This is a genomic window from Mucilaginibacter sp. SG564 (assembly GCF_013149275.1).
In the GTDB taxonomy this organism is placed as follows: Bacteria; Bacteroidota; Bacteroidia; order Sphingobacteriales; family Sphingobacteriaceae; genus Mucilaginibacter.
Window position 1 is genome coordinate 318,628 of sequence record NZ_JABGNA010000002.1, and the last position, 15,589, is coordinate 334,216.

The following is a 15,589-nucleotide window of genomic DNA, read 5'->3' on the forward strand; positions in this document are numbered from 1 at the left end:
AAATTAAACATTATTAAAATGTTGCTCTAATATTCAAACCAAAGTATCTGGTTGATGGCGTATTGCTGATCTCACGACCCTGAGAATTATTGGTACCAAAAGCATTAGCTTCAGGATCAATGTATTGATTAGATTTTGGAGTCCACAATAAAATGTTTGATCCGGTTAATGCCACACTTGCACGACCAAAAGGAGTACCTTTCAACAGGTTTTTTGGTAATTGGTATTCTAATGAAACATCTCTTAATTTCAGGAAGGCAGCATCAACAATATTATTGGCGGCAACTTGATTATAAACACTATACCAATAATCAAAGCCACCATCGGCTGTTTTCAGTGTGGTATTAGGTGTATAACTTCCGTCTGCATTTTTAATTACAGAGTTAGGGAACACAAATGGCTGACGATTATATTGAGTTGTTAAAGGAGTTGAACCAGTAAAGATTAAAGTATTCATTGTACCTGAATAGATCACATTTCCTGTTCGGTAATCTAAGGTACCACTCAGTGTGAAGCCTTTGTAAGAGATGCTATTAGAGAAACCTATGATATGTTTCGGGTTTACCTGTCCTAGTACCTGGTTAGAAGGGTCTTTAATAGGGTTACCATTAGCACCTACTACAACATGCCCCTGACCATCTGTTAGGAATTTACTTCCGTATAATACCGGGTATTGCTGGCCAACAATTGCTGCCGGAACAGGGTCTCCTGTACCTAACGGCAATATTTTAGAATCCTGATAAACTCTGGTCACTTTACTGTCGTTATGGGTATAGCTTACTGTAAAATTCCAGCTAACTCCATTTGCACTTGAAAATGGCTTTCCTCTTAAAGCAATCTCAACACCCTTATTCTTGATATCGCCAGCGTTAAGTGTAGCTTGAGTATAACCTGTTGATGATGCTAAAGCAACGTTAGTGATCAGGTTACTGCTTTTGGTTTGATACCAAGTAAAATCCAAGCCCAGTTTATCTCGTAAAAAGGATAGTTCTGTACCTAACTCATATGAGGAAGTAAACTCTGGCTGTAAATTAGGATCCGGGTAAGTATTAGTCAAACTAAATGAGGCAGCTGAACCGTATGGGTAGCCGCTACCAGGATTAAAGGTTGGCAACAAACTGTACGCGTTAGCGTTGTTACCCACTTTAGCATAACTGGCTCTTAATTTAGCAAACGATAAAGCATCGCTATTTTTAAGCTCAGGAATTGACTCTGTTAACAAATAACTTAAGCTGGCAGATGGGTACCAGTATGATCTGTTACTCGGAGCAAGTGTTGATGAATGGTCATTTCTTAATGTTGCATTCAAGTATAAATATTTACGAAAATCAACTGTCAAGTCACCTGCAAATGAATATCTTCTGGTCAGGAATGTTTGCTCTGAACCGGATAATTGTCCAACCGCATTGCTCAAGTTAAAAAAGCCCGGTATAGCGATAGCATTTGCTGTTGTAGAAAGCAATCTTTGGTTGGTTTCATATATGTTGTTTAACAATATGAAGGTGGTGGAGAAATCTTTGTTTAGATCCTTTTTAAATGTAAGCAATAAATCTGAGTTTAAGATACGCTCATAGTTGCTTCCCTCTATCACACTACCGGTAGTTGAGCCCGGGCGCTGAGTGGGGCTAATGGCCGTTAAACCATAGGTTGTTCTTTCAAAAGTTTGCTTACGATTGTCAATACTCACATCTGTACCTAAACGATAAGTGATGTTTAACCACTTGAACGGATCATAACCAACTTGCATACTACCTAACAAGTGATCCAACATACTGTTAAACCTGTTATTTTCCAGTGCGTAATATGGGTTAGGATAGTAACCATCAAAATAACCATCAGGCCCCGCAAACGGATTATGCCTCCAATCCTTAAAGTTTTCAATATTGATTTGGCGGCTGCTGTTTAAAACTGCGTTATAAACACCAGTTGCTCCGGTACCTCCTTGAAATGAAGTCCGGGTAATATTCCTGTTGTATTGAATATTGCCGCTAATTGTAAATTTATTTGACAACTGAGCACTACCGGAAAGCTTTACTGTATTACGACGGAATTTGTCCATTGGGATAACACCGCTTTGTTCAACATCAGAAAAGGAAGAATAAAATGAGCTTTTATCATTACCTCCACTAAAAGCAACAGAGTTATTCCAGGTTTTGCCTGTGTTAAAGAAGTCTTTAACATTGTCTTTAACAGCCGAAAAAGGAATCATGTTTTTGCTGCCATCGGCCAGAGTTGGGCCAGACTGAACCATATGACCATCTAACTCAGGCCCCCAATTTGTATTCTCAATCTGATCATATTCTCCGTTATAACCGGAACCATACTGGTTTTGGAAAGTAGGAAGCTTTTGAACCTTGTCCAAGCCAAAAGATGAAGAAAAGCTTACCTCATATTTCTTATTACGGTTTTTACCATTTTTTGTGGTAATAATAATCGCACCATTTGATGCCAATGAACCATATAATGCCGCTGCGTTTGGACCGTTCAGCACGGTTACCGATTCAATATCCTCCGGGTTAACGTCACCAATTCGACTACCAACGTCAACCTGATTTCCAGATGTTGTTGAAGGCTGGATGCTGCTATTACTCACCGGAACACCGTCGATAACGAATATAGGTTCGCTTGATTTTGAGAATGAGCGCTGTCCTCTTAATGAGATACGTACCGCTGTGTTAACGCCACCTGTTGAACGCCCAATTTGTAAACCCGGCGCTTTAGCCGATAAACCACTTAGTAAGTTAGTTGGATTAGCCTGGGTAATTTCACCTGCTTTAATGGTGTTTGCGGCAACACCTAAGGAGGCTGCCGAACGAGTGATACCGGCTGCGGTTACAACCACCTCTGTAAGGTCTCTTGAGGTGTTGGCTAAAGACACATTGATCACCTCGCTTGTACCCACCTCTTTAGTAACTGGCGCATAACCGATAAAACGGAAAATTAGCACGGCATTACCGGAAACGCTGATTGAGAATTTACCATTTGCATTTGTTTGTGTACCGCTGGTAGTACCTTTTACGATAACGCTTACTCCCGGGAGGGGTAGACCATCATCTTTGGCCGTAACCGTACCAGTAACTGTACGGTTTTGTGCAAAAACCTGTGTAATAGACAACAACAGAATGCACAAACTTGCTAGTAGAAGTTTTTTCATTTCGTTAATAATAAGATCAGTTAATAGTTAATTAATCATAAAAGTAATGTTACATTATCAAAAAGTCAAGTTAATTCTGATAAATGCATGACTTTTTTTTAAAAAACTCAATTTTTACCTACAATAATAATAATTACAGTACTATGTATTGCATAATACAATTTAAAACATATATCTTTGTATTATGATCGTAGAAAACACACAAACCCAAATGAGGAAAGGCATACTGGAGTATTGCATTCTTTCCATCATATCCCGGGGCGAAATATATGCGTCAGACATTATTGCTGAACTTAAAAAAGCCCAACTACTTGTAGTTGAGGGTACTCTGTATCCTTTACTTACGCGGTTAAAAAATAATGGTCTGCTCACTTACAACTGGGTCGAGTCTGTTTCGGGCCCGCCACGAAAGTATTATGTACTATCGGAAGAAGGAAAAAACGTATTGGAACAGCTGGATAAAACCTGGCAGGAACTGGTTTATGCCGTGCAAACCGCCATTGGCGACAGAAAATAAAAACCTATAAAAAAATCACAGATCATGAATAAAACTATCATCATAAATATAAATGGCATCGTATTTCATATAGAAGAGGATGCTTATGAGGTACTCAAAGCTTATATGACCGACGTAAAACGTCACTTTTCCACGTCGGCCGACAGCCTGGAAATAACCACCGACATCGAAAACCGCATAGCCGAAATGTTTAACGAGCTATTAGCAAACCAAAACAAACAGGTAATTGTAGAAGCTGATGTTAAACTCGTTATTGAGCAAATGGGTTCGGTGGAAGATTTTGAATCGGCCGAAGATGACGCCAAACCTACCGGTAATGCTTCTTATAGTTATAATACAGAACGCCGCCGCCTTTTCCGCGACCCCGACGACCACCTGGTTAGTGGAGTAGCCGCCGGTATTGCCAATTATTTTGACATTCCGGCTGTTTGGATCAGATTGGCCTTTGCCCTTTCACTAATTTTCGCGGGTAGCGGACTTATATTATACGTTATATTATGGATAGTAGTACCCAAAGCTACAACCCGGGCCGACCGTATGGCCATGAAAGGCGAAAAACAGGATCTGAAAGGCTTTAAAAAGAACTTTGAAGACGAAATGAGCCTGGTAAAAGAGAACCTTTCTAATTTTCGCCAGGAGGCACGCCCCTTTGTTTATAAAGTGCGTGATTTTCTGGGTGATTTTTTTGACCACTTTGGTACATTTATAAGAGGCACCGGTAGTTTCCTGGGCAAACTGATTGCAGTAGCTATTCTATTAGTCAGTTTTGGGCTTGCTATTGCCCTTATTGTGGTGTTCATCGGCTTTATCGCTTTTGGCAAAACAGATATATTCCATATATTCCCGTTCAATATTGTTAATGAAGATACCAATCTGGTATTTCTTACCGGAGGTTTCTTGCTTTTGGCTATACCTTTATTAACCCTGATATTAGTAACCATCGGTTTTTTATTCAAAAATGCCTCCTTCAACCGCTCTATTGGTACTACCTTACTGTGTGTATGGCTTGCATCGCTTGGCGCGGTTGTATATTACGGAGCGAAGGCCTCGGCCGATTTTAGGGAAGGCGCTAAGCTGAGCAAAACCATTAACATCAAGGCAACGCCCAACAACACCTATTATTTACAGTTGAACGATGCCAAGTATTTAACCAACGAGGATAGTACCCGCCTGCGCATTAAAGAAAGGTTTAATGGCATGGTTATTCTTGACGACGATTATAATAGTAATGATTTTGACAGTCCGGATCGTGTTCGTATTGATATTGAAAAAAGTGACGTGCCTCAGCCAATCCTTGTTCAGTCGTTTATGGCAAGGGGGCGTAATGATGAAGATGCGCTTACCAATGCCCGCAACATCAGCTATCGCTTTGTACAAAAAGACTCGGTATTGAAGTTTGACCGCCACCTGGAAAGACTTGGCCGTGCCATGTGGCGCGGACAGGAGCTGCACATGACCCTCAAAGTTCCACTGAACGCCAAACTAATCATTGATGGCAAACTTGACCGTAACCTTGATCTTAATTTATACAATTGCGGACAGGATAATACACCAAAGAACCCGGCCGGCGCTGTGTACATTATGGCCAATGATGGTTTGCAATGTAAAATAGATACGGCGGCAAGAGCAGCAGCCGCAAAAGCCGACAGTATCAAAAATCACTTGGTGCCCGATACCGCAAAAAATCAAGACGAATAACAACTCAACCTAAACCTATCATTATATAATGAGAGCTCTGATAAAATACATAAGCCTGCTATTATTTAGCGGGCTTATTGTTCCCTTTTGTTTTCAGCTAAGCACCCAAACATCACTTCCATTAAAATCCGGGCAATTGATATCGGCAAAAAACACACCGCTTAAAAATCCAACACATGGGATTCTGTTTATTGCCCGCCTGGTTAAAAATGCCTTCCCGGTATTAAAAAGTTTAAACCCGCTGTAACCTTATTCCTCTTTTTAGCATCTTAATGTAAAATCCACACCAAGCCGGGATTTAGCCGGGTTGGGAAATATAAAGTAAAAGGGTTGTAAATGTTCATCGGCGTTTTTGGGGCGTTTACCGGAAGTTTAGATATTTTCGCCTAAAAGCATTACTCAAAAACCGGATCTGTTTGCACATTTGAACTATAAAAAACAAACACAATGAAAAAAATCGCCTATATAAAATAATATACTAAAACCATTGCCGATTAACAGCCGGATCGACCAAAAACTTATTCATCAAATTTAAAAAGAAGCATATTCTTTGATGGCTCGCTATTGCCTGAACATTTTAACACCAAAAACATGAAAACTCTTACAAACAACATATTTTGCACCCTCCTGCTTGTAGCTATCAGCTGGAGTACCTCTTTTGCCCAGGGTGGCAAATCAGGCGGTGCCAGAGTATCCGGTTCATTATTGAATGAACAGGGTAAACCTATGGATTACGCCACCGTAAGCCTCATCAGGGCCACCGACTCAACCGTTGTTAAAGGCGCATTGAGTAATGATAACGGTGTTTATACCTTTGATAACATCCGCTCAGGCAAATACCTGGTTAAGGCTTCTGTAGTGGGTTATCAAAAAGCGGTAACTACGCCTTTCACCGTTCCGGAGAGTGCCGCAACCGTTACCGCGCCAGCGTTGAGCATGCGTGTAGGCAGTACCGAATTGAAAGGTGTAACCATTACCGCCAGCAAACCACTCATCGAACGCAAGATTGACCGCACCGTAATGAATGTGGAAAACAGCGTACTGGCAGCAGGCAATACCGCATTGGAGATATTGGAGAAAGCGCCAGGTGTTACTGTTGATAAAGACGATAACATCAGCCTGAAAGGCAAACAAGGCGTAACCGTGATGATCAATGATAAATTGACTTACCTGAGCGCCGCACAACTGGCTACCTTATTACGTTCAACAGATGGTAATACTATCAAATCCATCGAGATCATTACCAACCCATCAGCCAAATATGATGCTGCCGGTAACTCAGGTATCATCAATATCAAACTTAAGAAAAACAGCCAATCAGGCACAAATGGTAGCATTACTGTGGGTACCGCCCGTGGTAAATACTGGAGAGATAATACCAGTTTAAACTTAAATCATAAAGAGGGAAACCTGAATGTGTTTGGAACTTTTAGCCGTGGCGATAACAAAAACACCCGCGATATCTATATCGACCGTATTACCCGCGACAGCACAGGCAAGCCTACTTATTTTAACCAGCTCACCACTATGCCGCACGTTTATCATTATAATAACTACCGCATAGGCGCCGATTATGATGTAACTTCTAAAAACACTATTGGTTTTGTGGTAAGCGGTTATTCAAACTCCGAATTGGACAATAACAACGGCAGTACTAAAATTGGCGCGGCACCTAACCGGGTCGACTCCTCTTTAACGACCGTATCAACCATCGATCAATCATACAAAAACTTTGCTGCCAACCTGAACGACAGGTTCAAGATTGATACCAGCGGCCAGGAATTAAGCGTTGACCTGGATTACTCTAAATTTAAAAACAATTCTATAGCTCAATATAATACTAACTATTTCCTGCCCGATGGCAGCACACCCCACGCACCCCAATTGCTGCGTAACCAAACCCCATCAAACATTACTATATATACAGCCAAGGTTGATTATACCAAACCGCTTTCTAAAACCGTAAAGCTGGAAACAGGCGCAAAATTCAGCAGTGTTAAAACAGATAACAACCTACAGGCCCAGATATTTAACGGTAATAACTACGTGAACGACACCACCCGTACCAACCGCTTTATTTACACCGAGAAAATAACTGCCGGCTATCTTAACCTGAACAAACAGTTCAAAAAAACATCCATACAATTAGGCCTGCGTGGTGAGTACACCCAATCAAATGGTAACCTGTTGGGCAGCACCCCGGTTGATCGCAGTTACTTTAATATTTTCCCAAGCGCGTTTATCAACCATACGCTGAATGATAAAAACGAGATCAGTTTTTCTTACAGCCGCCGTATCGACCGCCCGGGTTATGACGATCTGAACCCATTTGTATATTACCTTGATCCGTACACTTTTTCAAAAGGCAATGCCTTCCTGAAACCACAATACACCAATAACTTTGAGTTTAACTATACCTATAATAAAAGCATCAATGTAAGTTTAGGTTATAGCCGCACTACCGATGTGATCACCGAGATCATATTAACCGAAGGCCAGAAATCATTCCAAACCAATCTGAACCTGCAAACTCAAAACTCATACAGCCTTAACATCAATGCGCCATATACCATTACCAAATGGTGGAGCGGTAATGTCGACGTAAACAGCTTTTACCTGGGCTTTAAATCAGACTCAGTTGGAACCGGCAAGCTAAGCGACGGGCAAGTAACCGTGCAGATCAAAGCCACACAAACATTAACATTCGGCAGCTACAAATTTGAGATCAGGGGCGATTACCAATCACCGCTTACCTATGGTATCTACAAAATAAAACCACGCTATGGTGTTGATGCCGGTGTAAGCCACTCATTCGCCAACAAAAAAGCGAATATAAAACTGGCGCTTGATGATATATTCTTTATCCGTCGTAATAACGTAAGCAGTCATACCCTGGGTAACGATTTTGATATCCGTCAAATTAACGATTCACGTGTTGGCCGCCTAACCTTTACCTACAACTTTGGTAACAACAAAATCAAATCCCGCGAACACCGTAGCGGCGCCGACGATGAAAAAGGCAGGGTGAAGGGAGCGAATTAAGAGAAGATGTGCAGATGTGTGAATGTGCAGATGAAAACCACATAAATAAAAAGACCTTCCTGTAATTCAGGAAGGTCTTTTTATTTACTTCACAATGGTTATATCATTTCATCATCTGCACATCTATATATCCGCACATCTGCACATCTTTTACTGTCCCACCATAAACACCGCGTTGCTGAACAGCAGTTTGCCGTTTTCCCAGAAACTGCGGAACAACGGATCATCAACCATATAGATCACCGAGCCGCGACCCTGTGATTGCACACCCAGCAACAAGCCATTATTGATTTTTTGTTTGGACTGTGCACCCACAAAACCCGATACGTAGCTGTTCTTTTTCACCGTACCTACGTTCCAGCCATCTTCGCTGCTTAAATAGTCATAAATATCGTCATTTAGTTTTAGCGAGTAATAATAGTTGGGTAAACCGAAACCAAGCGGGTGTGTATTATCCAGCGTGAGCTTAAATATAGCGCCTGGGATCATGGAGCGGATGGCATCACGATCTCGGTCGCCATATATTTTAATATTCTCTTTTTCTTTGGCCTCGGCTTTTTCGTCCTTCTTCTCTTCTTTCTTTTTCAGGGCGAAACCTTTTTTATCAGCCAGTTGCGCTACCGCGTTATCCAGGGCTATTAATCTGCCGCCATCACGGATCCAACCCTGCAGTTTCTCTGACGGAAAATCATCATAATTACCATCCGGAAAAATAGCCACATCAAAATCGGCAAGCCGGGTACGACCAAGACTCTGATAGTTTACCAACGTAATAGGATAACCCAATTGCTGTTCAAACAAATGCCATACCTCGCCCATGGCTTCGGCGTTTACGCCCTCGCCAGATATGAGCATTACGCGGGGCTGGCGGATATACCTTACGGCATCCGAGCCCAGGTCTGATCCTTTATCCACAAAGCCCGAAGCCAAAGGCGTTAATCCTTCATTTAATGCAGCTGCCGTTTGGGTAACTACCTGATCAAAATCGCCCCTATCGTTACTGGCCCTGGTGATGAGCAATGAGCCAGCCATGAATTTTTTACCGGCGGCTTCAAACGGTTTTTCGGAGTAGCGCACCTTAATATTCTTTTTGAGCAAAGCGGCCAAAAACCGCACATCATTAAGCGATTGCCAGTTGGCCACATAAGCATAGGCATGGGTATTAATCAGCGGCTGCGGCTCAACAATGCCCGAAATTGTACTGGCCGGTTTTAACGACTCTTTTACGCCATAGGTTTTTAAGCCATAAGCATAAGGGAGCGCCCAGCCCGTAATATCATAAGTATTGGAGTCGGCAATAAAGGTTTTGGGTTCTAGCAATACATGCAGCAGCACCGCTTTGGGCTGATGCGCGTTGATCACCATATCATTGGGCCCTACTTTATATTGCTCGGTTTTGCCGGTAAAATAATCGTACCCGATAACGGTTTTATTGCCTAAGCCAAAACCATACTGGATACCATTACGACCCAGCATTTTGGCCAGGGTATTGATGTTATTGTTATTATCGTTTTTGATCACATAGGTTTTATACTCGCCCGGAGGATTGGTACGGTTATTATCATAAAATTTCTTAAACTCCTCCAGCAGTTTCGGGGCGTTGGCCGATGCTATTTCAACTGTGCTTAAACCTGTGGTATGGTGATGCGCTATCCGCTGGGCAAAGGTAAGCGTATCGCCACTACGGGTAAGCACGGCCAGCCCGGCACTGATACCACCCTGCTCATAGGTCATGCCGATGGAGCCATTATATAAAGGATAAGTATCGCCATAAGATGGATAAAGCAGATCGAACTCCTGCTTGGTAAAATACATCCAGCCATTCTGATCAAAGTATTTGGCGTTGTTTTTACCGATGGTCACCTGGAAATCGCGCTGCCATTTGGTGATATCTTTATGATATGGCTCGGCAGCGGGGGCAAAATAATAAGGCGCGTTATATCCCTGTTCATGATAATCAACATGAACTTCGGGCAGCCATTGGTTAAACAGGCCTACACGTGCCTGCGTTTCTTTTTGTGCCTGCCAGGCCCAGTCGCGGTTCAGGTCAAAATAATAATGGTTGATGCGTCCGCCGGGCCACGGCTCTACGTGCTCACGGGCTGTGGGGCTGGCATCGGGAACAGCGCCTCGCACCGAATTATAGAAATGTACATAACGGTCGCGCCCGTCGGGGTTCAAACAGGGGTCGATAACCACGACCGAGTTTTTGAGCCAGGCTTTTGTGGTCGTATTTGCAGGGTCAACCATATCAAACAAGGTCCACATGGCGGCCTCGCTTGATGCCGGTTCGTTGCCGTGTACGTTATAGCTCAGCCAGGTAATGATGGGCGCGTTGGCAATGGTGGTACCGCCCTCCATACCAGCCAAACGCAGGTTGTTGTGCCGTATCTCTTCCAGGCGACTAATATTCTCGTCCGAGGCGATGAACATGGCCAGCAGCGGGCGACCTTCATTGGTACTGCCAAACTGCTGCAGCTTTACATTTTTTGATGCCTGGGCAATATATTTAAAGTACTCCACAATGCGGTAATGCGGTGTAAACTGGTCGCCCAGTTTATATCCCAGGAATTCATCGGGCGATTGTATTTTTTGTGCAAAAGCAGCCGATGCGGAAGCAACAGCTATTAAAATAAGGAGTAGCTTTTTTAGCATAGTAAAGATACAGTTAAGTTATACGCTAATATGCAGAATTTAATTGATGTGCGAATGTGCAGATATTCAAATGTGCGGATGAAAAAGATATGCGGATGTGCAAATTTCAGATGTGCAGATGAAAAAACTGTTAACGTTGATTCAAGCATCATCCAAAATTTGCACATTTGCATATCTGCACATCCGCACATCTAAACTGACATGACACCCCAGGAGGCCCTTCAAAAATATTTCGGTTACAGCAAATTCCGGCACCAACAGGAGGCCATTATTCAGCATGTGTTAAACAAGCAGGATGTAATGGCGCTGATGCCTACTGGTGGTGGCAAGTCGCTGTGTTATCAGTTGCCCGCGGTATTGCTCAATGGGCTTACCATCGTGATATCGCCGTTGATAGCCTTGATGAAAGATCAGGTGGACAGTTTGAATGTAAGCGGCATCCCGGCAGCGTTTTTGAACTCGGCCCAAACACCCGAGGAGCAGCGCCAGTTGGTGGAGCGGCTAAGAAACAGCCAGGTAAAACTATTATATCTGGCACCCGAGCGTTTGTTTGGCGCTGAAAACAAACTGGTGCCATTTTTAAAAACACTCAACGTTGTACAAATAGCTATTGACGAGGCGCATTGCATATCGCAATGGGGTCACGATTTCAGGCCCGAATACCTGATGCTGGCCCAACTCAAAAATGAGTTCCCGAATGTGCCGGTTATCGCCCTAACAGCCACAGCCGATAAGCTGACGCAAAAGGACATCCTCGAAAAGCTGAACCTGCATCAACCTAAAGTATTTGTATCCTCATTTAACCGGGCCAATATCACTTACCGGGTTATCCCTAAAAAGAACAGTTTTAAACAGCTCATCGCTTTTTTAAACGAGCGCCCGGACGAATCGGGCATTATCTATTGTCTTTCGCGTAAATCAACCGAGGATCTGGCAGCCGACCTCAAAGATGAGGGCTTTGCCGCCGAAGCCTACCACGCGGGCCTTAACAATGAAATTAAAGCCAAAAACCAGGAAGCTTTTTTGCGTGATGATGTCAAGATCATTGTAGCCACCATCGCTTTTGGTATGGGTATCAATAAATCAAATGTGCGCTACGTGGTGCATATGGATCTGCCGAAGAATATCGAGGGTTATTACCAGGAAACCGGTCGCGCCGGTCGCGATGGTTTAGCGTCGGAAGCCTTGCTGCTTTATTCGCCGGGTGATGCGGGTAAGCTGCAGCACTTTGCGCGGATTGAAGGCAACGAAGAGCAGAGCCGCATTATGCTCAACAAGCTGAACGATATGGTTCGGTACTGCCAGCTGCAAACCTGTCGCAGGCAATATCTCATGAATTATTTCGACGAGGCATTTCCACCGGATTGTGGCTCCTGCGATGTTTGTTTGACGGAGTTTAAGCGTTTTGATGGAACCCTGATCGCTCAAAAAGCACTGTCGGCAGTATCGCGGCTCAATGAACGGTTTGGGATTAACTATGTAATCGATTTTTTACGGGGATCCAAAAATGAAAAGATCCGCGAAGAACATAAACAACTTAAGACCTACGGCATTGGCGCCGATATCAGTAAAGTGGATTGGCAACGTTACATCAGGGAGCTAATCACCCTGGAATATTTACAGGTAACCGATGATGGCTACCCGGTATTGAAATTAACCGGCCAGAGCTCGCTGGTGCTTAAAGGCCTGCAAAAAGTTGAATTTATTGAAACACAAACCACCGAAGAGCACTATACCGAAGCCGCTCCACCGCATGAAGCCGAATTGCTGAATTTGTTGAAAAGCGTCCGTCGGGATATTGCCCAACTGGAAAATGTGCCGCCATACATCATTGTTTCTGATGCTACCCTGCTGGAAATGGCCACCTATCTGCCCCAGAGTTTAGATGAATTGAGATTGATATCCGGCTTTGGCGATATTAAACTGGCCCGTTACGGTCGTGAACTTTTACAACCGGTAAAAGATTATTGCAAGGCCAAAGGTCTGGAATCAAAGATCGCCTATAAATCACCCAAGCGGGAGCGCAAAACCAAAACGGAACGCCCTGCCCGCTCTCCGCGCAGCGGAACAGATACCCGTACCGAAACTTTTAACTTATACCGCCAGGGTAAAAATGCTACAGAAATAGCCGCGGCACGAGGTCTTTCGCTGGTAACTATCGAAAGCCATTTGAGCCATTTTGTACAAACCGGTGATCTGGATGTTAAAGAGCTCGTTGCCGAAAACAAGCTGACTATAATCATAGAAGCCGTAGAAAACTACGGTGCCGAACGCCTGGCCCCACTCAAAGAAGTACTGGGCGATGCCTACACCTACGGCGAAATCAAAGCCGTGATAAGCTGGATGAATAAAAATTAGCTAATTAGTATCAAGTATCAAGACAAAAAAATGCATAATTTAGTAGCAAGCAACTAGTATCAGGTATCAAGACAGAAAATGCATAATTTTAAGGCGTTTTAATACATCAATAGAAAAGTATCGGCATTTAAGAAAAAGTCTTGATACTTGATACTAACTACTTGATACCAGAATCAGCTACTTGATACTAAAATATGACTACTACTGAACAACTTTACAAGATATACCTCCAGCATCCCACAATAAGTACCGATACCAGAAAAATTACACCGGGAAGCCTGTTTTTTGCGCTTAAAGGCGACAAGTTTGATGCCAATACCTTCGCACAGCAAGCTATAGAAGCCGGGGCTGCTTATGCCATTATCGATAACCAGGAGTATCAGCTGGGCAACCGCTATTTACTGGTTGAAGATGCGTTAACCGCTCTGCAGGATCTGGCCCGTCACCACCGCCGGCAATTAAAAATTCCTGTTGTAGGGCTTACCGGCACCAATGGCAAAACCACTACCAAGGAACTTATCAACGCAGTATTATCCCAGCATTTTAAAACCCAGGCCACACAAGGCAACCTCAATAACCACATCGGTGTACCGCTTACTGTATTAACCATTGATTCCACGCATGAGGCGGCCGTAATTGAAATGGGTGCCAATCATCAAAAGGAAATCGAATTACTTTGCAGCATCTCGCAGCCATCACACGGCCTGATCACCAACGTGGGTAAAGCGCATTTGGAGGGTTTTGGCGGCGTGGAAGGTGTAAAAAAGGGCAAAGGGGAATTGTATGATTTCTTAGCCACTCAACTCCCTGAAGGGGGAGCAAGCCGCATTGCTTTTATTAATAGCGATGATACGGTGTTAATGGAAATGGCCGCTGCACGGCATTTACATCATGTAGTTTATTACGGCATACAAGATATTGATAACCTGATCAGTGGTGAGATCATCAAGAACGCGCCACTACTTACCATTCAGTGGACCAATAATACAACTGGCCAAACCTATACTGTGAAAACCCAGCTTACCGGGGCTTATAACCTCAACAATATATTGGCAGCCATTAGCATCGGTACTTATTTTAAACTAAGTGCACAGGAAATAAACGCGGGTATCGAGGGTTATCAGCCCAAAAACAACCGTTCGCAAATTGTGCAAATGGCTACCAATACCCTTATTTGCGATTATTATAATGCCAACCCGAGCAGCATGGCCGTAGCTATCGAAAATATGGACAAGATTAGCGCGAAACGCAAGGTATTGATCCTGGGTGATATGTTTGAACTGGGTGATGAATCGCCTGCCGAGCACCTCACCATCCTTCAAAAAGCGCTGGATGTACCCGTTAATGAACGGATATTTATCGGCAAGGATTTTGAAAGTCAAAAGTCAAAAGTCAAAAGTCAAAACCAGGCAGCCACTTTTTATTTAACGGCCGAAGAAGCCATTGCGGGGCTGAAAGCTCATCCCATAAAAAATTCCACCGTTCTGATCAAGGGTTCGCGGGGAATGGCTTTGGAGCGTTTGGTGGAGTTGTTTTAATAAACACGAAGTATCTTCCCGGTAATATTGGTGTTAAGGCATTGCAGATAGGCATCGGTGATTTCGGTCATAGGTATAGCCCGTAATCCGGGAAAAAGATGACCGTAATCTTTTGCGGAATCTTCCACCATGCCGGGGCTCACCACGTTTACCCGCAAGCCTCTTTTCAGCTCTAAAGCAGCCGAAAGCACAAAACTATGCAACGCACCGCTCACCACACCACCACCGGTTACACCCTTGGCGGGTTCATCGGCAAATATGCCGGATGTAAGGGTAAATGAACCATTGTCATTTAAATAGTGCTGTCCGGTTAAAACCAACTGGGCCTGGCCAAAAAACTTGCCCCTCATATTATCATAAAGCGCGTCGGCAGTGAGTGTGTCAAAATCGTCCATAGCCCCCGATGCCGCGGTACATATCAATGCATCAACTGAACTTACTTTTTTAAACATTGCTTCGATAGCCTGCCCTGAAGTAATATCAACCCTGATGTCACCACTGTTTCTACCGGCGGTAATAATCTCATGACCGGGGCTTATCTGCTCCATGATCCTTTTTCCCACAGTACCTTGCGCACCTACGAATAATACCCTCATAATAGCTGTTATTTTATCAGAACAAATTTAA

The 15,589-nt window shown here is 43.5% G+C and carries 9 protein-coding genes; 6 read left to right on the plus strand and 3 right to left on the minus strand.

The annotated features are described in order from the left end of the window. Positions 1-13 precede the first annotated feature (13 nt). A complete protein-coding gene (locus FHW89_RS05945; protein ID WP_172334108.1) occupies positions 14-3,154 on the minus strand; it encodes a SusC/RagA family TonB-linked outer membrane protein in 3,141 nt (1,046 codons plus the stop codon). 184 nt (positions 3,155-3,338) lie between these two features. Between FHW89_RS05945 and FHW89_RS05950 the strand changes: the two genes are divergently transcribed. The 4 genes from FHW89_RS05950 (at position 3,339) to FHW89_RS05965 (ending at position 8,411) form a co-directional block, all read left to right on the plus strand. Beyond that, on the plus strand, positions 3,339-3,671 hold the full coding sequence (locus tag FHW89_RS05950) for a PadR family transcriptional regulator (RefSeq protein WP_172334109.1): 333 nt from the start codon (positions 3,339-3,341) through the stop codon (positions 3,669-3,671). A 24-nt stretch (positions 3,672-3,695) separates the two neighbouring features. After that, complete coding sequence (locus tag FHW89_RS05955; protein ID WP_172334110.1) at positions 3,696-5,369, plus strand: PspC domain-containing protein; 1,674 nt, start codon at positions 3,696-3,698, stop codon at positions 5,367-5,369. A 28-nt stretch (positions 5,370-5,397) separates the two neighbouring features. Continuing rightward, on the plus strand, positions 5,398-5,616 hold the full coding sequence (locus tag FHW89_RS05960; RefSeq protein WP_172334111.1) for a hypothetical protein: 219 nt from the start codon (positions 5,398-5,400) through the stop codon (positions 5,614-5,616). Between the two features lie 344 nt (positions 5,617-5,960). Then, positions 5,961-8,411, plus strand: coding sequence for an outer membrane beta-barrel family protein (locus FHW89_RS05965; RefSeq protein WP_172334112.1), 2,451 nt, complete (start codon positions 5,961-5,963; stop codon positions 8,409-8,411). Between the two features lie 150 nt (positions 8,412-8,561). Here the strand turns inward: FHW89_RS05965 and FHW89_RS05970 are convergent, their stop codons facing one another. Then, the gene (locus FHW89_RS05970; RefSeq protein WP_172334113.1) at positions 8,562-11,066 is read right to left on the minus strand and encodes a M14 metallopeptidase family protein; all 2,505 of its coding nucleotides are present in this window, start codon (positions 11,064-11,066) and stop codon (positions 8,562-8,564) included. 201 nt (positions 11,067-11,267) lie between these two features. On the opposite strand from FHW89_RS05970, the gene recQ reads away from it, so the two are divergent. Together recQ and murF are read left to right on the plus strand one after the other, a co-directional pair. Beyond that, entirely contained in the window at positions 11,268-13,424 is a 2,157-nt protein-coding gene (recQ, locus tag FHW89_RS05975; protein ID WP_172334114.1) for a DNA helicase RecQ, read from the plus strand. Positions 13,425-13,618: 194 nt separating this feature from the next. Next, positions 13,619-14,962, plus strand: coding sequence for a UDP-N-acetylmuramoyl-tripeptide--D-alanyl-D-alanine ligase (murF, locus tag FHW89_RS05980; RefSeq protein WP_172334115.1), 1,344 nt, complete (start codon positions 13,619-13,621; stop codon positions 14,960-14,962). Here murF and FHW89_RS05985 read toward each other — a convergent pair. After that, positions 14,959-15,558 (minus strand): short chain dehydrogenase, encoded by a 600-nt coding sequence (locus FHW89_RS05985; protein ID WP_172334116.1) that lies wholly within the window; start codon positions 15,556-15,558, stop codon positions 14,959-14,961. The genes murF and FHW89_RS05985 overlap by 4 nt on opposite strands. Positions 15,559-15,589 lie beyond the last annotated feature (31 nt).